We start from the raw sequence: 23,843 nt of genomic DNA on the forward strand, positions 1-23,843 counted from the left end.
CTTTATTTCTGCCTAACGGTTGATAGTTTATCTTTGCAGCCCAAAACAATAGATAGATATGAATATTATTATTCCAATGGCGGGAATGGGCAAAAGAATGCGACCACACACCCTCACTGTGCCAAAACCGTTGATCCCTGTTGCAGGAAAGGCAATAGTACAGCGCCTCGTGGAAGATATAGCACAAACCACCGATGAAAAAATTGAGGAGATCGCCTTTATAGTTGGTCGTTTTGGAAAGGAAGTGGAAGATGGTCTTGTTAAAATTGCCGAGGAACTTGGAGCCAAAGGAAAGATCTGTTATCAGGATGAACCACTGGGAACAGCACACGCAATTTTGTGCGCCGGAGATACTATCAGCGGACATATCATAATTGCCTTCGCAGATACGTTATTCAAAACCGATATCAAGATAGATACCAATAACGACGGCATTATTTGGGTGAATAAAGTGGACAATTGGAAGAATTTTGGTGTTATTGAACTCAATAATGAAGGTTTCATCACCAATTTTGTTGAAAAACCCGATCATTTTGTTTCTGATCTCGCTATAATCGGAGTTTATTATATGAAGGATGGAGAATTGTTGCGCAAAGAAATGCAATATCTCATTGACAATAATATTAAAGAAAAAGGGGAATATCAATTGACCAACGCTCTGGAAAGCATGAAACAAAAAGGATACAAATTTAGTCCGGGCAAAGTGGATGAGTGGCTGGATTGCGGAAATAAAGACGCAACCGTATATACAAATCAGCGCATTCTCGAATTAAAAAAGGACAGTGAAAAACTTGTAGCAGATTCAGTGAAATGTGTTAATTCCGTAATTATTTCTCCTTGTTATATCGGAGAAAATGTGGTGATAGAAAATTCCGTAGTGGGTCCACATGTATCCATTGGAAAGAACTCAACAGTTAAAAATTCGTTAATAAGGAATTCAATCATACAAAATTCCGTTATTATTACAGAAAAAAATATCTCCAACTCCATGATTGGTAGTTTTGCTTCAGTTGAGGGCAAGGCAGAGGATTTGAGTTTAGGGGATTACAGTACTCAGGCATGATAAAAAATACTAAAAATTTACTCTATCTATTATCCATAGTTTTTTTACTTACGGTATCCGCGTGCAGCGGCACTAAAAAAACACAAACTACAAATACAGAACCCAATAGAATGCCGCAGAAAACTTTTTCTGCTAAAGGGGAGGGAAAAATTGATTCTGCAGAAATTGAACGATTATATATTGATGGTTGTAAATTTCTCGCAACCGATGATATTGAAAAAGCAGTAAATGCTTTTGGTGATATATTAAAAGTTGATCCAAATAATACTGCAAGTATGTTTCAACTGAGTACTATTTATTTTAAATATGGTCAGTTGGGAGATGCACAAAATTATATCAAAAATGCAGTTGCACTTGAACCGAAAAATATTTATTACCAATTATTGTATGCCGACATTTTATCTTACAGTGCATCTTTCGACAAAGCTGCAGAGGTATATGAAAACATATTGAAAGATCAGGCATTTAGCGAGGAAGTTTATTATCGTTTAGCATACAGTTATGAAAAGGCGGGAAAAAAGGAAGATGCCATAAAAACGATGCAAAGGCTTCTAGCTTTAGAGGGTGAGAATGAATCTGTTCTTTTTGAATTACAGCGACTTTATGCAATGAACGATCAACCGGACAAAGCGATTGAAGCTCTTCTTAAACTTATTGAAATAGATCCTTACAACAGCGGATATCTGCGTTATTTAAGTGAATATTACGAACGCGCCGGTCAACCTGAACTTGCACAACAAACTTTTGATAAATTGTTGCTCACCGACAGCAGTAATGTTGATCTGCAATTCCGCAAAGCGAGTTTTCAAAAAAAAGCGGGAGATGAAAACGCCTATTTTAATACGATGCATAAAGCATTTGCAAATGGATTGGGAAATATAGATACAAAAATATTTTATCTCGTTCTATTTGTTGATTCACTCGACAAACCAAATTTTAAATTAAAGGATACCGTTTTAACCTGGACAAAATTATTGGTGGAAGCGCATCCTGAAGATGCAAAATCGTTTGCCATGCGCGGTGATTTTTTATTTTATTCCGGTGAATTGCGCAGTGCAGCTGCTGCCTATAATAAATCGTTGAATATCCGAAGTGACATTTATGACGTATGGATAAAAATGTTTTATATCTATTCCGATCTTAGAGAATTTGATTCGTTAAAAAATGTAACTAATTCAGCCATAGAATTATATCCCAACCAACCCCTTGGATATTATTTTAATGGTGTTGCATTGAATAATATTAATGATGCGGATGCTGCCATAAAAACATTAAAAAGAGGTTTGCCTCTTACGGTTTCCAATACACAATTAAGAGCCGACATTTTCACGGAACTTGGCAATGCTTATAATGATGTAAAAAATTATGTGGAATCGGATAAAGCATTTGAAAATAGTTTGCAGTTAAATCCCGATAATCCATTTACGCTGAATAATTATGCTTACTTTTTATCGGTGCGCAACGAAAATTTAGAACGCGCTGCAGAAATGTCGGCAGCTTCCATAAAATTAGTTCCCGATAATGCATCTTTGGAAGATACCTATGCATGGATATTGTATAAACAAAAAAAATATAAGGATGCGAAGTTGTGGATGGAAAAAGCATTAGCTCATGGAGGAAAAGACAGCGGCACGGTTTTAGAACATTATGGAGATATTTTATATCAGCTCGGAGATAAAGATCAGGCAGTGGAATATTGGATCAAAGCAAAAGCTGCCGGCGACGCTTCCGATCTGATCGATAAAAAGATCAACGATAAAACCTTATATGAATAAAATTATTTCTTTTTTCCTGTTAGCTGCCTTTTCCTATTCTTCGTGCGAGACCACTAAAAATATTTTTGGCAATAAGGTTAAAGAAACTACCGTTGAAGAACTTAATACAAAGGTTTTAGAAAAATATATTGTCTACAAAACTTTCTCAGCTAAAGCCAATATCGACCTTACCGGTCCAGACTTAAGCCAAAGTGTAAATGCGCAGATAGATATTTTAAAAGATTCTGTAATTGGAATTTCACTGCGTGTAATGGGTATTGAAGGAGCACGGGTGATGATAACACCAGATTCCATAAAAATACTCGATCGTTTAAATCAACAATACATTCCAAGAAGTTTTTCTTTTATAGAAACAAACTTTTCATTACCCATCACCTATTCCGATCTGGAAAATCTTATTTGCGGAAATCCGGTTTTTTATAATAATACCACGCTAACACAGGGTGTAAGTGACGACAAATATGTACTCTTTGCGCAAAAGGGTGTTTATAAAAACACGATCTGGCTTAGTCCCGAAGTAGATATACTGCGTATGTTTATCGAAGATTTAATGAACAAAAGAACGCTCACCCTTACTTATGCCGAGTTCGACAAAATAGAAGGGAGACAATTTGCGTTCTTACGTACCATTTTAATAGATGCCACAGATGATTTTACAGCCAATATCGCATTCTCAAAAATCACCTTCGACCAGCCCTTTGAATTTACCTTCAACGTTAATCCAAAGTACGAGCGGATTGATTAATCCAATTCTTAGTCTTTTAATTCTTCTATTTATTTTCAACAGCGATGTTTCCGCACAAAGCGGTGATAAAAAAACACTGCAAAATAAATACGAAAAATTGCAGGATGAAATTAAAGATGCAGAAGATCTTTTATCCACTACCAAGAAAAAAAAGGAAAACTCTCTCGACGAATTAAAATTATTGAATCGCAAAATTGATATGCGGGAGGAAGTGATCAGCAATATTGCACAACAGGTTTCCGGTGTAAACAAACAACTTACTGAAACGAATACCGCAATTAATGCAATGGAAAACGATATGGACGAATTGAAAAAACAATACGCCCAAATGGTTTATTACACGTATTTAAATGATGAAAATTTTAAACCCCTCCATTTTATTTTTTCGGCAAAAAGCATAAACGATGCATTCCAGCGAATGCAGTATATACGCTCCTTTCACAGCTTCCGGAAAGAACAGATAACTGCTATTGAAGAAATTAGTGAGACACTGAAAAATAAAAGAAATGCAATTGAGGAAGATAAAGAGGAGAAAGTAGTTTTACTGACAAAAGAAGAACAACAAAAAAAGAAACTTGATGAAGAAAAAGCATCGAAGGATAAAACGGTAAAAACTTTACTTTCCAAAGAAAAAGATCTCAAAAAACAAATTGATAAAAAGAAAAAAGATGCCACTGATCTCAATAAAAAAATTCAGGCGGTAATTGCGGAGGAGATCAGAAAGGAAAAAGAAAAAGCGGAAGCAGCTGCACTTGCCGCCGCAAAATTAAAAGAGAAAGAAACTAAAAGCACCAGTCCGGAAACAAAAACAACAACTCCGGTCACAGAGAAAAAAACCACAACTGAAGCAAAAACTGTCAATCTCGGACTCACTCCCGAAATGCAATTAATTTCCAAAAACTTTGAGGGAAATAAAGGCAAATTACCCTGGCCTGTCGAACGAGGAACGATAACAGAACGATTTGGTAAACACGCACATCCTGTTTTAAGAGATGTAATTATCGAAAATAACGGGATTGACATTGCCACAGCGGAAGGTTCAGCGGTAAGAGCGGTGTTTGACGGAGAAGTAGTAAATATCATTTTCAACCCGGCATTTCAGAAAGGTGTCATCATAAAACACGGGGAATATTACTCTGTTTACACCAATATCGCCGAAGTAACAGTAAAAGCAGGAGACAAAATAACCACCAAACAAAAAATTGGTACGGCATGGGAAGATCCTGAGGAAGGAAAGACGGAGGTGCACCTGGAGATCTGGAAAAACACGGTAATTCTGGATCCTGCCTTGTGGATCAGCAAATAAATTTGAGAAAGGTGGTTTTCGCTTATAAAAAACAGCTACCTTTGTTTTAATAATCAAATTGTTCAAGAAATGAATACTGTGTTATTACTTGCAATGCCTAGCGGAATGGAATGGATAATAATCGTTTTAGCTATTTTACTACTTTTTGGCGGAAAGAAAATTCCGGAACTGATGCGTGGTATCGGTAAAGGAATTCGCGAATTTAACGATGCGAAAAACAACGTTAGCCGCGAAATACGCGAAGGCGTTAATGATGAACCTAAGAAGACTGAAGATAAATAATTTATCTCCCTACCTTCCATGAGTTTAGATCTAGGTCCTTTATTACAATCCGGTTTAAGGAATGTTCAGGCTGATTTGTGTGCGGGTAAGTTTACTCTCAGACAGGTTGTAGAGCATTATTTACAGGTAAACCGCGAAAAAAAACACCTCAACGCTTTTTTAGAATTATTTGAACACGATGCATTGCAAAATGCAGATGAAATAGGTTCCAGGATCATCTCCCAAAAACCACTTGGTAAATTATTCGGGATGGTGATTGGAGTTAAGGATGTAATTGCCATAAAAGGCAAAAAACTCACAGCTTCCTCCAAAATACTCGACGATTTTGAATCTTTATATAATGCTACTGTAATTGAGCGATTGCTCAAGGAAGATGCAATAATTATTGGTCGCTGCAATTGCGACGAATTTGCCATGGGTTCCAGCAATGAGAACTCAGCTTTCGGACCTGTGTTGAACGATATGGATAATACCCGGGTTTCAGGGGGAAGTAGCGGCGGATCGGCCGTTGCTGTGCAGGCCGGACTTTGTATGGCGAGTCTGGGTTCTGAAACCGGTGGTTCCATTCGTCAACCCGCAGCTTTTTGTGGAACAATTGGCATGAAACCTACTTACGGACGCTTATCGCGCTACGGTTTGGTAGCCTTTGCCTCCTCTTTTGATCAGATCGGTCCTATTACCAATAATATTGAGGATATGCAGTTGATGATGGAGGTGATGGCAGGATTTGATGCCCACGACAGCACTTCATCCACCCACAAACCGCAGCATTACAGTACAGATACCCCTGTGACAAAACTCAAAATCGCTTACTACCCTCAAACGCTGGATAATCCCAAAATTGACCCCGAGATCTCTTCAGCTTTGTATAAACTTATTGACCAACTTCGTGCAGAAGGGCATACAGTTGAGCCACAAGACCTCAAATCACTCGATTACTTAGTTCCGACCTATTACGTTCTGACCACCGCTGAGGCTAGCTCTAATTTAAGTCGTTTTTCCGGCATTCATTACGGGTTTCGTGACATGCAAGCGGGTGATATGGAGGCAGTTATCAAAAAATCGAGGTCGACAGGTTTTGGAAAAGAGGTGCAGCGCCGCATCATACTTGGAACTTTTGTGCTCAGTTCGGGTTATTATGATGCCTATTATACGAAAGCACAGAAGGTAAGAAGGATAATTCGTGACGACACAGTTAAGACCTTATCCGAATACGACCTCATACTTTTACCGACAACACCCACCACCGCTTTCAAACTCGGAGAAAAAACAACTGACCCGATCGAGATGTATTTGGCGGATATTTTCACCGTTCAGGCAAATATTACAGGCCTCCCCGCCATCACCGTCCCTTTATTTAGACATAGCAATGGCATGCCATTTGGCGCACAACTTATGGCAAATTACTTTAGAGAAGACATCCTCATGTCTGTGACATCACACATTCTTAAAAATTATTAAAATTTGGGTGTTGATAAGGTTTTTATTGTGTGTGAGCACAATATTTCTTTAATTTTATAGTTTTATAGCCTTTAGTAACAGCCTAACTAAAATTTACAGGGAATTAACTATGCATTACATCAGAATTACCGTATTATGCCTTTTGCTTGCAGGGGTAGCGAAAGCACAAGTCTCTAATTCTTCTTCCAACGATCAATTGACGTTGAACTCCACCAGTGAGAGTGTCAATGCTATAGATTCGATGTTTGAAAGTTTTTATTCCACCAATCCGGCGTGGAAGTTCAACGAAAAAGATTACGATCTTTTAGGATATGCAGCTACCGACACCCCGAGATTTACTCCGGAAGTGTATGCAGAACGTATTTCTAAAATCAACTCCTCAATTCCTTATACTTATAACAAATCGGTTCAGGGTTTTCTGGATCTGTATTGTATGCGACGCCGCGGACAGGTTTCCAATATGTTGGGATTGAGCCAGACTTATTTCCCGATGTTTGAAGCCGAACTCGACAGAAATAATATGCCTATAGAACTTAAATATCTTGCTATAATTGAATCAGCATTAAATACACATGCAGTTTCAAAAGCAGGAGCTACAGGTTTGTGGCAGTTTATGTATGGAACAGGAAAATTGATGGGCTTGCAAATTGATACCTATGTTGATGAGCGCCGCGATCCGCAATTGGCGACAATTGCTGCTGTTAAATACCTGAAACAATTACATGATATTTATAACGATTGGTTTTTGGCAATTGCCGCTTATAACTGCGGACCAGGAAATGTGAATAAAGCATTACGCAAAGCAGGCGGTGGTGACAAAACATTTTGGGATATCGAGACCTATTTACCAAAAGAAACCCGCGGATATGTTCCGGCGTTTATTGCTGCAAGTTATGTTTTTGAATATCACAAAGAACACAATATTCGTCCCGTAGCTTTTGGATACGATTATAATCTTGCAGATACCATTATGATCACCCATAAAATGACCATTGATCAAATGGCTGCTTATGTGGGATTAACTGCGGATGAAATTGCATTAAATAATCCCGCATTAAAAACAAAAACAATTCCGGGAGCACCAATGCCATATCCTTTGCGTTTGCCAATGAAATCGGTTGCAATGTTTTATGCAAATAAAGATTCTTTATATGCATCATTAGAGAAAAAAGAAGTGGCAAAATCAGAAACACTTGCTAAAAATGTAGAAGCGGTTAATGCATCAAAAAATAAAACAACAACTACCGCCTCAAAAACAACTACCACTGCTGCAAAAACAACAGATACAAATACCACTGCAAGTGCAACAAAAGAAAATACAAATCCTGACGACATTGTAACCGTAAATTACACAGTTAAAAAAGGCGACAATCTCGGTTATATTTCCGATTGGTTCGACTGCACAGTTCCTGAAATTAAAAAGTGGAATAATTTATCTTCCACAAAAATTGTTTCCGGACAAAAATTAAAATTACAGGTTCAATCGCAACACGAAGAACAATATGCGCAGATAAATAAAATGACCTTATCTGAAAAACAAAAACTCACAAATATTCAACTGATAAGTTCAGCACCTGCCGAAAAGAAAGTGAGCAGCGAAGTAATTTATTACACCGTTAAACCCGGAGATACTTTATGGGGAATAGCTCAAAAATATCCAACAAATAGTGTTGAAAAAATACGGGAGTTAAATGGGCTATCCGATAATGAAACTTTGAAGACAGGGACTAAAATTAAATTGGTTAGTAATTAATAAAGAAATTATTTAAATAAAAAAATGCCGGTTAAATGCCGGCTTTTTTATTGAGTTACACTGAGAAAGTTAAATGAAGATATTTCCAAACTACCGTGGTTTAGAGTGTCTCACGAAACGTAACTCAAATCCCCACAGACCTCACAGGTTTCCAAAACCTGTGAGGTCTTCGATGTTCATTCCTTCATTCTTCATTACTTTACATTCATCACCATCACCTGCTTCACAAAATCCCCCCGCTCCGAAATAATATGCAATATCACTTGTTGCGATTCCAAATGATTCACATTAATATTTATTAAGCCTGAATTATTTCTTTCCATTTGAATCGGAATAATCTCCCCCAAAATATTATATAAAATAATATCCGCATTAATTAATTCATCTGGTAATTTTATATTTAAATAATTACTTGCTGGGTTTGGATAAATATGTATTTGTTGTGCTAAAGTATTTTCTATAGCATTACAAATATCAACGGTAACCAAAACCATATCTGATCCTATACATCCGTTTGCATCTACTCCCTGTACAACATAATTGGTGGTTTCCCCGGGGGAAACATCAATTGAATCACAGGTTCCACAACCGGGAACAGGTGTAGGCATCCATGTATAACTTACACCACCACTTACAGAAAGTGTGATGGTATCACCTCTGCAAATGGAAATGTCGTCGGAGGCAATAATTGTTGGTGTTGGATTTACAATTACGGAAACAGTATCACTTCCCACACAACCATTTATATCTGTTACATATACTATATATTCTATACTAACGGATGGATTACAAGTTGGTGCGTCAATTGTAGGATTATCAAGATAAGTTGACGGTGTCCATAAATAAGATTCTCCTTCTGTTACATATAATTTAAATTGTCCTCCGTAACACATCGTTGTGTCAGGTCCTGCCGTAACGGTAAATGCAGGATAAACAGAAACAACAACCGTATCAACATCCACACAACCAGAAATATTGGTAACACTTACATAATAAGTAATATCACTTAATGGTGTGCATGTAGGAGTTGATGATGTTGCATCATCTAAATATAGAGAAGGACTCCAGGAATAAGATGTTCCTCCACTTGCAAAAAGATCAGTTGATGTTCCAACACAAATTGTTGTTTCCGGACTAGCAGTTGCGAAATCTCCAACAGCAACAATAACATTAATTATATCTTCATCAGAACAACCATCTGCATTAATTGAAGTTACTGTATAACTAATATCTGTTAAAGCAGTACAAATTGGATTTGCAGAAAATGCATCGTCCAAATATGTTGCAGGACTCCACACATAACTCGTTCCGCCGCTTGCAGAAAGTGTTGCACTTTCTCCCGAACAAACGGAAATATCATCACTCAAAACTAAAAAATCAACTACTGTTGTTGTTATTGTTACATAATCAATATCAGTACATCCTTCATCATTTATTGATGTAACAGTATATGTAATATCGCTTAATGGATTACATAACGGAGTTGCAGAAGTTGCATCATCTAAATATGTTGAAGGACTCCAATTATAGGTTGTTCCTCCACTTGCAAAAAGTTCAACTGTTCCTCCTGAACAAATATCTATATCATCACTCACCGATAAAAAATCGGAAGGAATAATTCCAACAGAAATTTCATCCGTTGCAAAACATCCGTTTGCATCTGTAACAGTTACCGTATAAGTTATCGGAAATAATGGAGTGCATTCGGGATTCGCAATAAATGCATTATCTAAAAACAATGCGGGACTCCAATTATAAATAATTCCACCTGTTGCATTTAAAGTTGTGGATGCACCTGCGCAAACATTTATATCGTCACCTGCATTTGCAATTACTTCCGGAAATACTTCCACATGTAAAGTATCGGTATCAATACATCCATTTGCATTTGTAACGGTCAATAAATAATTAATATTTGTTAGCGGAGTACAAGTTGGATTAGAAATAAATGGATCACTTAAATAAGTTGTAGGAAACCAGGAATAAGAAACACCTCCACTTGCATTTAAAACAACAGAATTTCCTGCACAAATATTTATATCAGCACCTGCATTTGCAAATTCAGATACATGAGGTGTTATACTTTCTGCATATTGAAGAGATGAAATAATTATACCTGTTCCTCCGGTAGTTGCACCATTATTTTCACCGAGACATGGGCTTCCAATTGTAGTTAAAGTGCCATAAATACCTCCTGTAAGATCTGTGCTTACTCCTGGCCAAATTGCAGCTCCACTATGTTTAATTACTCCACCTGAACCACCGCCACCAGGTCCTGTACATTGGGGAGCACCTGCATCACCGCCTTTTCCTCCTTTAGCAATTAAAGAGGTCTCAATAACGGTATTTGCATCAATTAAAATAGAACCACCGGCACCACCTCCGCCGGCACCATCACCCCAGGCAAGATCAGGAACAAGTTCACCATTCGAAATGATGGAAAAATTATTGCCATCGATGGAATTCGCATGAATTATCACAATTCCGCCGCCATTTCCACCATCTGTTCCGTTGTTATTATTGCCATGACCGGCACCGCCACCTCCACCTAAAAATATTTTATCTGTAGCCATGGTCTGATCAAGCAAAACACCTGCAAAACCCGGACTACCTGGACAAGAAAACGCACTTTCATCGTTTTCTCCACCCAATCCACCAGCTGCACCATTAGAACCACCTGCAGCACCGGCATTGTGATCGTTTCCTCCACCTCCACCATTCGCAGCCTTTCCGCGGCAGGCGAGATATGCATTGGTTAATACTACTATACTTTCTCCTTTTTCACCACCTTTTCCAGAAAGTGTATCTGAAAAATACAGGGAAGAGCCCAAACCTGTGGGGCAACTTTCCGGAAAATTACCGGCATCCCCACCCTTGAAACCCATATTCGACACGTCAATATTTGCATTTAATACCAAACTATTCGTTTCAAAAACCAAAACTCCTCCCGTTGCACCATTCCATGGAGCACAGCTCAAAGTTCCATCCACACTGGCCGAGGCATAAACAGGCACTCGTACCAATTGAACCAAACCCGAAGGGTTGTATGTTCTTAATAAAGTATTTTCCAACTGAATTGCGGTGCCTGAAACGTTGGCGATTGTCCCAAATTCATAATTTCCAGCCTCGTTATACGAAGTTATGTTTCCAAAACTGGCTGTATTAGTGAGATTCACTGTTGCTCCTTTCATTTGAATGATAAGAACCCGGTCGCCTACTGAATATCCGGTCGAAGATTCCACATAAATGGTATTGGAACAATAATTAATAGAATCTACGGCAGTATTGATATTTATGACACCACTAATGGATGTCTGGCCGAAAATAAATCCTGAAATAAAAAGTAATACAAGAAAGGGTATGTGTTTTTTCATAAAACTTTTGTGGTTTAAGTAATAAAAATACAAGTTTTTTGATTTAAAAGAAACTAATTCCATAAAGATGGTTGCAGGTAAAGAGAAATATCAGAGGTGTATTTTACCAATACAAAGTGATATATTTGTTTGGATGAAAGCAGTCTTTTTTAAAATATTAAGTATTTTTTGGGTGGTAGTATTATTTAATACTGATTTAAATGCACAAAAAATTCCTGCGGATTCCATTTATGAAATTATTAAAACGCAATCGGTTCATGCTGATAAATTAAACTGGAAAAAAACGGATAAACTTTTTTATCAATTACTTTCCGAAGCGAAAATGAACCAGGATAGTATTATTGCATTGGTTCGTGTGTTTGAAGAAATGAATGATGTGCACAGCAGTATTACCTATAATAATCACACATACAATTATTATTATCCCGCTACTGTAGTAGAGACTGCGCAGGTTATGCCTTTATTGAAAAGAACACAAAATGAGGATGGAATTATTCGCATAGCGGTATTAAATGAAAAAACCGGTTATATACAAATACCCGGCATCAGTGCATTTGGCGCAAATTCTGATAGTTACACGCAAAAAATAAAAGACAGTATTTGTGTATTAAAGAATAAAGGAATTTCTTCTTGTATCATCGACCTGCGATTAAATAGTGGTGGTAATATGTATCCTATGTTGGGTGGATTAAGTTGCTTTTTTGAGGAAGGAAAAATAGCAAGCACAGTAAATGGAAAAGGCGAAGTGTTATTTGATCTTAATATAAAAAATGATAATTTTTATTTTAGCAACCCCGCTGGCGAAAATTGGCAAATGACCTACGCAAAAGATACATGCGAAACAAAATTTAATAAAATGCCGGTAGTAGTTTTATTGAGTTATATAACTGCGAGTTCGGGTCAGGTAACGGCAATTGCCTTTAAACAACGACCCAATACCTTTTTTATAGGAGAAAATACTGCATTGGGTTATGCAACAGGCAATAATTATTTCTATTTTTCACCTCAACTCAGCATGAACCTATCCACGGCATTTAACAGCGATGTAAAAGGAAATATTTATTATGAAAACGTATTGCCCGACAGATACATTTTAAGTGGAGATAATTTTGAGGATCTTTTGCAGGATGAAAAGGTAAAAAATGCGTTATTGTGGTTGGATAAGGAGTGATAATTTAAATTTAAGAAGAAAAAATCTTTTGGCCACGAAGGCACTAAGACACGAGGTTTACACGAAGTAGTTTGATTAAACGAGGTAAATTAAAGCACTTCATTAAATGTTTTCATTTGTGAAACCTTTGTGCCTTAGTGCCTTCGTGGCAAAAAACGCACGCTTAAAAAAGAAATCTCATCTTAAAGTAGTCTTTTACCACAAATCAGGTAGATTTAATTTGTCGAAATTATTTTTTTTGTAATTTTATACCTCTTATGCCTTTCGAATTTATAGATTTCAAAAGTATATCAGGAGTTGAATTATTTGTTTTGCCTATTTAAAATAGTATTATTTAAAATTTATGTATACAATACAAGATCGCCTCAGTAAAGAAATTCAAGAAATAAAAGACTCCGGTCTTTATAAAAACGAACGCATCATCACATCTCCTCAGGCAGCTGATATCACACTTGCCAACGGAAGCAAGGTGCTCAATTTTTGTGCGAATAATTATTTGGGATTGAGTTCACATCCAAAAGTAATTGAAGCAGCCAAAAAAGCAGTTGACAGTCACGGATACGGAATGAGTTCGGTGCGATTTATTTGTGGCACACAGGATATTCACAAGGAACTGGAACAAAAAATTTCCACTTTTTTAGGAACGGAAGATACCATTTTATACGCCGCAGCATTTGATGCAAATGGCGGAGTATTTGAACCACTTTTTAATGAGGAAGATGCAATTATTTCTGATGCATTAAATCACGCTTCCATTATTGATGGTGTTCGTTTATGTAAAGCCGTTAGATATCGTTATGCTAACAATGATATGGCAGATCTGGAAGCTCAATTAATAACTTCACAAGCGCAACGCAATAGAATTATTGTTACAGATGGTGTTTTTAGTATGGATGGCACCATTGCACAATTAGATAAAATTGTGGAACTCGCCGAAAAATATAATGCATTGATCATGATCGACGAATGTCATGCAAGTGGATTTATAGGAAAAACCGGAAGAGGCACACATGAATACCGGGGAGTGATGGGAAAAATAGATATCATAACCGGAACACTTGGAAAAGCATTAGGTGGAGCAAGTGGTGGATTTACTTCCGGAAGAAAAGAAATTATTGAAATGTTGCGTCAGCGTTCACGCCCTTATTTATTTTCCAATACTTTAGCCCCTTCCATTACCGGAGCATCTATAGCAGTGCTTGATCTGTTGAGCGAAACAACGGAATTAAGAGATAAATTAGAATCAAACACAAAATATTTTCGCAGTAAAATGACAGAAGCCGGTTTTGATATTAAACCAGGCGAACATCCCATCGTTCCACTTATGTTATACGATGCAGTGTTGAGTCAGACCATGGCTGCAAAATTATTGGAAGAAGGAATTTATGTGATCGGATTTTATTTTCCTGTTGTTCCTAAAGGACAAGCACGTATCAGAATTCAAATTTCTGCTGGTCACGATCAACATCATTTGGACAAAGCAATAAATGCATTTATTAAAGTTGGAAAAGAATTAGGAGTTATAAAATAATTTTTATGAAAAAGAATATTAATATATATATCACGGTAATAATTTGTTTTGTTTTTTTTATTGCCTGCAAACAAAGTCCGGTTGAGGGATTTAATCCTCCCTCCCTCTCTTTTAAAACAACAGCGGGTTATGTTCACAAGGATACAACCATGAGTACTGGAAGTGATGTACTGATTGGTATTATTGCAGAAAGAGGCAATGATGAACCCTTAAAAGATGCCGATGACCTAAGCAATTTTATTATTAAATTGTCTTCAAATGGGGGAACCGAATCTGTAGTTTATGAATATACAATGACCAGCGCCGAAGCAGCATTGTTTGAATACGATTTTACCGGCACAGCCAGTGCAATTGTTGGAGATAGTGTTCGATATAATGTTGTTGTATATAATAAGGATGGGTATATTGCTCAAAAAGATGTAACAATAGTATCGAATTGATAAATTCTTCAATACCAATTCGTTCTGTACCAATTTTACAATAACCTTACAATTTTTATCCCCTATATTGTAAAAATCAGGGCAATACCAGTATTTTTACAGTCAGGCATATGTTAAGGAAATGGTTTTCCATATTCGTATTTTTATTGCTATTGATATCTGGCAGCGGGTTGAGTTATTTATGTTCCACCTATTTTGTTCGTGTTCAGGCAAGAAGATCTGAGGATACAATTTCCTCGGATGTTTCTGTAGGCAATTTTATAACCCTTCATGTAACAGAATTTAATAAACTTCCCAAACGAAGAATATCAAAAACAATTACTGAAATTGTTTATCATGGTGACCACTACGATATTTATGGTTCCAAAATTAATTCGGATAGTACTATTACGTTACACACGATAAAAGATATTGCGGAAAACAATATTCAGCACATTTATCAGGATAGAAATCTCAATTCCAGATCGGGAATCAGATTTGCTCCTTTTTACGTTTTTCATTTTAATGTGGAAAAGGAATTGGAACTTACAGCATCAGATTCCTTCTGTAAAATATTATATCTTACGGATAGTAAGATCCCAACTTCAAATTATATTTTTCCATTCTCTCCGCCGCCGGAAAAATTATCTGCCTGACAACCTTTTTTGCAGATCAATTTTTTAAACAAATTTATCATGAAAGTATTTCCACCTTTTCGTGGCTATATTCTAATACTTTTTTGTTTTGGTATACAATTATTACAGGCACAAATTGACACATTTAAATTAGATGCTGTAGTTGTTACATCCTATAAGGAAGTAAATACTAAACAAACAAGTATACATATAGAACCTATAAGCCTCGAAACGATTATTCGCAGCGGTGCATTTAATTTATCGGATGCAATGGCAAAAATTCCGGGAATTAGTCAGCTCTCTACTGGAGTTGCTATTTCCAAACCAGTAATTCATGGATTATATGGCAATCGTGTATTAGTGCTTTTTTCCGGATTGCGGTTTGATAATCAGCAATGGCAGGATGAACATGGGCTTGGATTAAGTGATATCGGAATATCAAAAGCTGAGATCATTAAAGGTCCTTATTCTGTATTGTATGGAACGGAAGCAGTTGCGGGAGTAATTAATATTATTGAAGAAGAAAAAGCAAAAGCAGGAACCCGACAAAGTGATCTGGGAATTAAATTAAATTCCAATACTTTGGGAGGAACCTTACAATATGGGTATAAAATAAATTTCGGAGAAAAGTGGTTGCGTTTCAGAGCCGGATATGAATCGAATGCAGATTATGCAGATGGAAATAATACACGAATTCTGAACAGCCGTTTTGATGGATATTATTTTAAGGGAAGTTATGGTTTTAGAAAAAAGAATTGGCTCAGTGAAAATAATTACAATTTTTCGCTGAATCGATTCGGATTTATATTTAGTGATATTTCCGATTTTTTTGAATCTCCCGATGCCCGGTGGTCACGAAGTTTTCCGGGACCACATCATATTGTTGTTTTGAATATACTTTCTTCTGAAAATACTTTTATTCTTGAAAGATCGAGTCTCAAACTGAATGCTGGGATTCAATCTAATCAACGCATGGAGGATGAAGGTGGAGGTGCCATTAGTTTAAATATGGCACTTATTACGGGGGAATATACCTTGCGTTGGAACAAACAATTATCTGCAAAAAATGAAGTTGTACTGGCAAATATCACATCCATTGAAAATAATACCAATTACGGAAAACGGCGAATTATTCCGGATGCCTGGATGAGCGAGACAGGAATTTCCGGATTATTGAAACATCATTTTAATAATTCGGTTATGGAAATTGGTGCAGGTTTTGGTGGAAAATATATTAAAACACTACCAACTGCCGGTGTTAATTCGGAAGAAAAAATAATTGATCCTTTCCAAATTTTCAGACCATTCTTTAACGGAACTGCTGGGATCTCTTTAAATCCAAACACAGATCTTAATCTGAAATTTAATGTATCAAGTGGTATGCGCAGTCCGAATTTAGCGGAATTATCATCCAATGGTTTACATGAAGGTGTATTCACTTACGAAATTGGTGATCCAACACTTTCGAGTGAACAAAATTTGAACGGAGATATTTCAGTGAATGCAAATTTTGGTGACTTCCATATTTATGGCAGCGTATTTTATAATTATTTTCACAATTATATTTATCTCGCACCCACTTCCGAAGAATGGTTTGGATTTCCGATCTATAGGTTTAAACAACAGGATGCAACTTTATATGGTGGCGAAACTACCTTAGATATTGCACCTGCGTTGATCAAAAACTGTAAGTTAAGTATCAGTTATTCCGGAATGATCGGGAATACTGTGGATGGAAAATATTTACCATTTATTCCTGCTCAAAAAATTCGCCCGGAGTTGCGATTCGAAAAAAATAAAATTAGGAAAACAGAAAATGATTTTATTTTTATAAACTGCGATATTGTTTGCGGACAAAATAATATTGCACAGGAAGAAACAGTAACACCATCTTACGAATTATTAAATGCAGGATTGGGATGTACTATCAACACCAATAAATTTCCAATAGTATTATCGCTTTCCGGAAATAATTTGCTCAACGAAGTATATTACGATCATTTATCGAGATTTAAACCTTTGGGATTAAATAATATCGGTATGAATATCGCAATTAATTGCAAAATTTTATTTACTAAACAAATTAAAACAAAATTATATGAAAAATAAAAATATTATTATAACTACGCTATTACTTATCGTTACCATTTTTTCTGCATGTAAAAAAGAAGATGAAATGGAACCACCATCCATCAGTTTTAAAACGGGAGGAAGTTATGTTTCCTCGAGTGTTTCTTTACCTGCCGGCTCTGCTTTACTCATTGGAATAGAAGCATCAAAAAGTGAAAGCGAGGGAGAAGATGAAGATGTATTGACGCATTTTAATATTTCCCGTTCTCTGAATGCAGGAACTGATGCTTCTGTATATAATGTAGATCTTACAGCTGCACAGGAAGAAGAATATGACTACGATTTTGCCACACCAGTAAGCACAACAGTTGGCGATACTGAAAAATACACATTCACCATCACCAACCGCGATGGATTAACAGGACAGGTAAGCCTTACGGTTACTGCACAATAAATTATTAGTGTGAATTAATGGTCCCGGTCTAGTAAACTAGCCGGGCCTTTTTTTGTCAAAATTTATATAATTTAAACTTAGTGTTACAATTCCCCTAGGTGTCAGGGATTAGGAAAAAATTAGGAAATTAACACTTTAAAAATTGAATTTCATTCAAAACAATAATCGAATTCAATTTTGCTCAAAAGTGAATATGTTTGAATTTTGTCAAATTTTCAGGATTTTCCATTATTTTTTATACAGAGTTCCTTATACTTAGTTTAATATTTTAACTTTACTTAGATATGAGGTTTTTCTCCTTTTTATACTTTTGTTTAATAATTCTGAAATCCGGAAGCACACAAGTTACCTGGAGTGAAAATATTGCGCCCATACTTTATAATAATTGTGTAACCTGTCATCGTCCTGAAGGTATTGCACCTTTTTCATTGATCACTTATTATGAGGCTTCGATTAAAGCCGGTGAAATTGAAGCGGCAGTATTAACCGGAGAAATGCCTCCCTGGCCAGCAGATCCCAATTACGCTCATTTTGCAGACGAATTAGTTTTAACAGCAGACGAAAAATTTAAAATTTCTCAATGGATTGCAAACGATCTCGCAGAAGGTGATCCGGAACTGGCACCTGATCCACCTGTGTTCAATTTTGGAACCTCTGTTTTAGACGCTGTAGATACAAGTTTTACTATTGGAAATTATACAACACAATATTCTATAGATGAATATCGCCATTTTGTTGTGCGCACTAATTTCACGGAAACAAAATATTTTAATGTGATGGAAATTATTCCCGGCAATTGGAATCTTGTTCATCATGTGGACGTATATCTTGATTCTACCGATATTTCTTATGAGTTAGATCTTGCTGATCCGCTTCCGGGATTTAATGAAGAAACAGGATTTCCGGTATCTAGTAAATACGTTGGCGGTTGGTCGCCGGGTAGCGGACCATTATTTCTTCCTCCGGATTGGGGAATTGAAATTCCTGTTGGAAGCGATATTGTTATACAAATACATTATGCTCCTGATAATTTGGGATCAACTGACAGCACCAGGATTAATTTTAAGTTTGTCGAAAATATAGAGGATGTTCGACATGTTGAAGTAAGTATTCCTCTATATAATCCACTAGGTGAAGCGTTAATTATACCTGCAAACGAAATTACTAATTTCACACAACAATCAATTGCAATGGGAAGCGACAAGTCGTTTATTGCAATAATGCCACATATGCATAAACTCGGAAGGTCTTATAAAATTTGGATAAAAACATTAGATGGAGATTCCCTGCCAATTATAGACATACCGAATTGGGATTTTCACTGGCAATATTTTTATACTTTTCCCACTGTTCAAAAAATTCCGGAGGGTGCAAAATTTTATGCAAATGTATATTTTGATAACACTACCGATAACCCTGATAACCCGAATGACCCGCCGATAACAGTGTATGAGGGGCCTTATACTTCTGATGAAATGCTTATGACATTCATGGCATATACCAACTATGAAGAAGGTGATGAATATATTATAATTGATTCCTCGTTTTTATTTCCAGCTCCGATTATTGAAATAGAAAATGAATCTGTTTTTAAGGTATATCCAAATCCTGCATCTACAAATATTACTATTGAATCTGATATTAATACTCGAATTTCCGGAATTCAAATAATAGATATTTATGGAAAAGAAATAATGCACTGGGAAAATTTAAGCAATGTTAAACAAGAACCTTTTTCCACATCTATTGAAGTTTCTACTTATCCAAAGGGAATATATTTTATTCAATTAAAAACAGCAGAACATAATTTTGTAAAAAAAGTGATCCTTTTCTGATCATCCTATTGAATATATTTTCCTGAATTAATTTTTATGTACTTTTATGCCCATTGTGAGTTTAGAACTAAATGAAAAAGCAATATGCCATTAAGATGCAGGTTTTACTGTTTGATCATATTTACGATCATTTTTGTAAGCACCACCTCTGCGCAAACCATTTCCTGGGCCCAACAAAAACGCGACCTTGAATTTCTTAGCGATGCAATTAAAAACGCTCATCCAACAAACGAGAAAGATAAATTAAACTGTCTGCACTTAATTGACAGTATATCAGCAATAATTCCCGATAGTATTAATATAAAGGAGTTTCATTTTCAGATAAAGGAAATAATAGCCGGATTACATTGTGTACATACAAGTTCGCGAAAATCTCCGGGAGAATTACGATCCGAAAATAAAAATAATTATTTCCCCTTTTCTGTCGCTGCATCAAATGATACATTATATCTGATTCATTATTATAACGATAGTAGTATTACACTTTCTCAACCGCTATCGGTAACATCTATAAATAATATCAGCTCTGAAAGGTTAATTCGATTTATGCGGAGTTACATGACCAGCGATGGAGACTTAGAAACTACAGGCAATAGTTATATTAAAGATTATGGGTATTATTTTATTGCAGAGTACCTCGGTTTCCCGGATAATTTTTCTGTTGCGTTTAAAACAGCAAATGGAATATTACAAACTTTAGAAGTTCCTGCCATACATGAGGCTATAACAAAAAATGATATTGTGACCTCTGAATTAAACATAATAAAAATGGAGGATGCCAGATTTTATAATTTTCTTTCTGATTCACTAATTCAAATACTCGATATTGATGGTTTTGCAGATCATAAATACAAAAAATTCTACTCCGGCATATTTGAATTTATAGCTAAAACAGAAATAAATACTTTAGTGATAGATCTCCGTGATAATTTAGGCGGAAACAGAGATAATGCAACGGAATTATTGGGATATTTTTTACCAAAGGAACAATACTATCAACTCATTAAAGAATCAGGAGCCGCGAAACCTTACGCCGATAAAAAAATATTATTTCTGCAGTTTCTAAAGTTTAATATCGGTTCCTTTTATAGGGCAAAATATAATGATGGTATTGCAACTTTCACCTATCGCATTAAACCGGCAAAAATTCAATTTAAGGGAAATGTATATGTTCTAGTGAATGGCAAATCTGCTTCTGCATCGGGATATGTTGCAGCCTATTTACAATTTTATACTGATGCCATCATTATAGGAGAAGAAACAGCAGGTGGATTTTATGGGAATAATGGAGGTAGCTACACATCGGTGACTTTACCTGAATCACAAATTAAAATTCGTTTTCCCGTCTTTCGGTTTAAACATGATTTTGCACCGGAAAACAGATCTGGTGGCATAATTCCCAGTGTTATAATAGACCATGATCCTATTGATATTTTTAACGGAACAGATGATGAAATGATTTATTTAAAGGGAAGGTCAGGAGGTAAGAGTCATTAGTCAGGAGTCAAGAGTTATTAGTCAGGAGAAAACACATTCGGCTTTAGAGGATCTACTCATTACTCCCGTCCGAACGGGTCATCCGGGCGGGCATAACTCATTACTCATTTTCGTGAATCGTGAGTTTGGATCCTATTAACATTGGAGTTTCGATTTAGTCATTAAACATCTTGTCAAGGGGAGGCTTCTCCCCCCCCCCCCGGGGGGGGGGGGGGGGGCGGCCCCCTCCCCCCTCTCACCAAAATATTTTCCTTCGAATAATAATTTCTGTTATTTAGAAGAATACACTCTTTTCACCCATCGCGGAAGAATAATTACACCTGCTATTAAATAAGGATAATAAGAAATTGCCCTCCACACAACGGAAAATGTTCCTACTAATTGAGGGTCAATAAAGTCGCACATTAATGCACTGTAAGCAATTTCGGCAATTCCTATTCCGCCGGGAGTAATTGGCAATAACATCACCATCCAAATAGGAAATTGTCTCGCAAAAATTACTGAAATATCGTTTGTTGCAGGATTGAAAAATGCCATCACCACACAGGCTGAGATCATAAAAAAGGAAACCCAGCTTACTGTAGTTGCAGCAAAAGCCCTTAACCAAAAATACCTGTCTTTATTTTTTAATTCTTTGGAAGCAAGCACTACATCATCGCCCGTGTGCATTGCATCCTTTTTCCATTTGCGCAATCCGGGTAACGAAAATATTTTTACTATAAATGTTTTTAAAGCATTTGCATTAATAAATAAACCGTAGGCCAATAATAAGATCACCATGAAAAAGAAAAAATATCCAACAAAATAGATCTGTTGCATATTGTGAAAAATACCCATTCCCGGAAGCCCGGCTTCTCCTCTGCACATTGCATCTTTTGCGAACATGGATTTAAATCCCACAATCAATAATAAAAGTAATGGTGCTAATGCGAGAAAGATCTGATCGAGAAAAATGGTAAGCATACTTGTTGCGGCGCTTTTACCCAAACTTAATTTTTCTTTGCGCATGAAATAAATTGCCACAGCTGCACCTCCAACTGTGGATGGTGTTATTGCAGAAGAAAATTCCCAGAGGGAGATCAAACTAAACGATTTTCGCCAATTGAATTTATTATCGGTGATCAATCTCAAACGGTACATATAACCGATATGTCGAATCACCAATAAAATAAACGCCAATAATATCCAGAAAAATGAACGCAGAGTCCATTGCAGGTTTTTTAATGCTTCGTAATTTAACGAATTATAAATAAGATATCCTGAAACAATAAAAGCTATTACAGCAATTATTATTATTCTGCGGTAAGAAAACTGTTTTGTTATCTGTTCCTCTTCACCGGAAAGTTTATGTAACTCTGGTATTTTATCAGGCGGCTTTTTCATGCTCACCGGATAAAGTTATCCAGAAATTATTTAAACCATCTCCCACCAATAAAACCACCTTTTGAGCAGCAATAAGATCAAGAATACTCAAAAACCTGAAAACTGCCTGATATTTATCCTTACAAGAAGTGAAAACATCCGAAAAAGGCACATTTCTCTTGCCTTTACAATAGGTTACTATACCCAAACTTTCTTCCTCAATGGAATAATCGTATTGAAAAACCACGTGATCTTCAGTGCGGGGCTGACTATTAAACCTATCCATCACCTTTTGGAACACTTTGAGCAACACAAAGAGATTAACGGTGCTCAATTCCATTTCATTGGAATGTTTTTTTGCGAGAATTTCGTGTTCCCCTAAAATATTTCCACGCTGCATTTTTAATTGCCGATCTTCTTCCAATTTACCGAAGTCGTTAATTACTTCTTTAAATCGTTTGTAATCCAACAATCTATCAACTAATTCCTTACGCGGATCTATCTCATTTCCAAATTCATCCAATTCTTTGCGAGGCAACAACATTTTTGCTTTAATGCGCATCAAAGTAGCCGCAACCAAAATAAATTCGCTCGCAATTTCTATATTCAATTGTTTCATCGAATGCAGATAATCCAAAAAATCTTTCGTTATCACCGAGATCGGAATATCATGAATATCCAATTCATCTCTCTCAATAAAAAATAATAAAAGATCAAACGGCCCTTCAAATTGCGGGAGTTTTATTTCGAATGTTTGTTGTTCGTTCATTTTTTTTGTTCTTGGTTCTGAGTTCTGAGTTCTGGGTTCTGAGTTCTGGGTTCTGGGTTCTGGGTTCTGAGTTCTGGGTTCTGAGTTCTGGGTTCTGAGTTCTGGGTTTGCAAAAGTTTAGATGGTTTGCAAAAGTTTCAGGGTTACGATACGAATTATGCCTGCCCGGCCACTGACGGGTTTTTTATTTTTTGATTGTTATTTTTTATTGCCTCACCCTCGGGCCCCATCTCTTATCTTCCCCAAAGTTAAAGACGTTTCTTTTACTGTTTTTCAAAGCTTCTGCAAAATAAATTACTTCGCAATTTCTACAACCAAATTCCTCCGAAAATTACTTTACA

General features: G+C 36.3%; 18 protein-coding genes. 15 read left to right on the top strand and 3 right to left on the bottom strand.

The window, feature by feature from the left end:
- The first annotated feature begins 58 nt into the window (after window positions 1-58).
- The 7 genes from IPI31_02765 (at window position 59) to IPI31_02795 (ending at window position 8,385) form a co-directional block, all read left to right on the top strand.
- A complete protein-coding gene (locus tag IPI31_02765; GenBank protein MBK7566725.1) occupies window positions 59-1,063 on the top strand; it encodes a nucleotidyltransferase in 1,005 nt (334 codons plus the stop codon).
- Window positions 1,060-2,838 (top strand): tetratricopeptide repeat protein, encoded by a 1,779-nt coding sequence (locus IPI31_02770; protein ID MBK7566726.1) that lies wholly within the window; start codon window positions 1,060-1,062, stop codon window positions 2,836-2,838. Before IPI31_02765 ends, IPI31_02770 begins: the two co-directional genes overlap by 4 nt.
- A complete protein-coding gene (locus IPI31_02775; protein ID MBK7566727.1) occupies window positions 2,831-3,583 on the top strand; it encodes a DUF4292 domain-containing protein in 753 nt (250 codons plus the stop codon). The genes IPI31_02770 and IPI31_02775 overlap by 8 nt, the downstream gene beginning before the upstream one ends.
- Window positions 3,576-4,889: a peptidoglycan DD-metalloendopeptidase family protein gene (locus tag IPI31_02780; protein ID MBK7566728.1), complete on the top strand. Its 1,314-nt coding sequence runs from the start codon at window positions 3,576-3,578 to the stop codon at window positions 4,887-4,889. Before IPI31_02775 ends, IPI31_02780 begins: the two co-directional genes overlap by 8 nt.
- Window positions 4,890-4,958: 69 nt before the next feature.
- Window positions 4,959-5,171: a twin-arginine translocase TatA/TatE family subunit gene (locus IPI31_02785; GenBank protein MBK7566729.1), complete on the top strand. Its 213-nt coding sequence runs from the start codon at window positions 4,959-4,961 to the stop codon at window positions 5,169-5,171.
- A gap of 18 nt (window positions 5,172-5,189) precedes the next feature.
- Complete coding sequence (gene gatA, locus IPI31_02790) at window positions 5,190-6,632, top strand: Asp-tRNA(Asn)/Glu-tRNA(Gln) amidotransferase subunit GatA (GenBank protein ID MBK7566730.1); 1,443 nt, start codon at window positions 5,190-5,192, stop codon at window positions 6,630-6,632.
- 109 nt (window positions 6,633-6,741) lie between these two features.
- The gene (locus tag IPI31_02795) at window positions 6,742-8,385 is read left to right on the top strand and encodes a transglycosylase SLT domain-containing protein (GenBank protein MBK7566731.1); all 1,644 of its coding nucleotides are present in this window, start codon (window positions 6,742-6,744) and stop codon (window positions 8,383-8,385) included.
- A 194-nt stretch (window positions 8,386-8,579) separates the two neighbouring features.
- Here IPI31_02795 and IPI31_02800 read toward each other — a convergent pair whose 3' ends face one another.
- The gene (locus IPI31_02800; GenBank protein MBK7566732.1) at window positions 8,580-11,759 is read right to left on the bottom strand and encodes a T9SS type A sorting domain-containing protein; all 3,180 of its coding nucleotides are present in this window, start codon (window positions 11,757-11,759) and stop codon (window positions 8,580-8,582) included.
- Window positions 11,760-11,892: 133 nt separating this feature from the next.
- Between IPI31_02800 and IPI31_02805 the strand changes: the two genes are divergently transcribed.
- The 8 genes from IPI31_02805 (at window position 11,893) to IPI31_02840 (ending at window position 21,371) form a co-directional block, all read left to right on the top strand.
- A complete protein-coding gene (locus IPI31_02805; protein ID MBK7566733.1) occupies window positions 11,893-12,930 on the top strand; it encodes a S41 family peptidase in 1,038 nt (345 codons plus the stop codon).
- 343 nt (window positions 12,931-13,273) lie between these two features.
- Entirely contained in the window at window positions 13,274-14,461 is a 1,188-nt protein-coding gene (gene kbl, locus IPI31_02810; protein MBK7566734.1) for a glycine C-acetyltransferase, read from the top strand.
- Between the two features lie 5 nt (window positions 14,462-14,466).
- Entirely contained in the window at window positions 14,467-14,901 is a 435-nt protein-coding gene (locus tag IPI31_02815) for a hypothetical protein (GenBank protein MBK7566735.1), read from the top strand.
- Between the two features lie 110 nt (window positions 14,902-15,011).
- Complete coding sequence (locus tag IPI31_02820; GenBank protein ID MBK7566736.1) at window positions 15,012-15,536, top strand: hypothetical protein; 525 nt, start codon at window positions 15,012-15,014, stop codon at window positions 15,534-15,536.
- Window positions 15,537-15,575: 39 nt separating this feature from the next.
- Window positions 15,576-17,624 carry a TonB-dependent receptor gene (locus tag IPI31_02825; GenBank protein MBK7566737.1) on the top strand — a complete coding sequence of 683 codons (2,049 nt, stop codon included), beginning with the start codon at window positions 15,576-15,578 and terminating at the stop codon, window positions 17,622-17,624.
- A complete protein-coding gene (locus IPI31_02830; GenBank protein ID MBK7566738.1) occupies window positions 17,614-18,039 on the top strand; it encodes a hypothetical protein in 426 nt (141 codons plus the stop codon). The genes IPI31_02825 and IPI31_02830 overlap by 11 nt, the downstream gene beginning before the upstream one ends.
- A 284-nt stretch (window positions 18,040-18,323) precedes the next feature.
- The gene (locus IPI31_02835) at window positions 18,324-19,874 is read left to right on the top strand and encodes a T9SS type A sorting domain-containing protein (GenBank protein ID MBK7566739.1); all 1,551 of its coding nucleotides are present in this window, start codon (window positions 18,324-18,326) and stop codon (window positions 19,872-19,874) included.
- An 84-nt stretch (window positions 19,875-19,958) separates the two neighbouring features.
- A complete protein-coding gene (locus IPI31_02840) occupies window positions 19,959-21,371 on the top strand; it encodes a hypothetical protein (GenBank protein MBK7566740.1) in 1,413 nt (470 codons plus the stop codon).
- A gap of 270 nt (window positions 21,372-21,641) precedes the next feature.
- Here the strand turns inward: IPI31_02840 and IPI31_02845 are convergent, their stop codons facing one another.
- On the bottom strand, window positions 21,642-22,754 hold the full coding sequence (locus IPI31_02845) for a flippase-like domain-containing protein (GenBank protein ID MBK7566741.1): 1,113 nt from the start codon (window positions 22,752-22,754) through the stop codon (window positions 21,642-21,644).
- Complete coding sequence (locus tag IPI31_02850) at window positions 22,738-23,502, bottom strand: segregation/condensation protein A (GenBank protein ID MBK7566742.1); 765 nt, start codon at window positions 23,500-23,502, stop codon at window positions 22,738-22,740. Before IPI31_02850 ends, IPI31_02845 begins: the two co-directional genes overlap by 17 nt.
- Window positions 23,503-23,843: the final 341 nt, after the last annotated feature.

It is taken from the genome of Bacteroidota bacterium (assembly GCA_016706865.1).
Classification (GTDB): Bacteria; Bacteroidota; Bacteroidia; order Chitinophagales; family BACL12; genus UBA7236.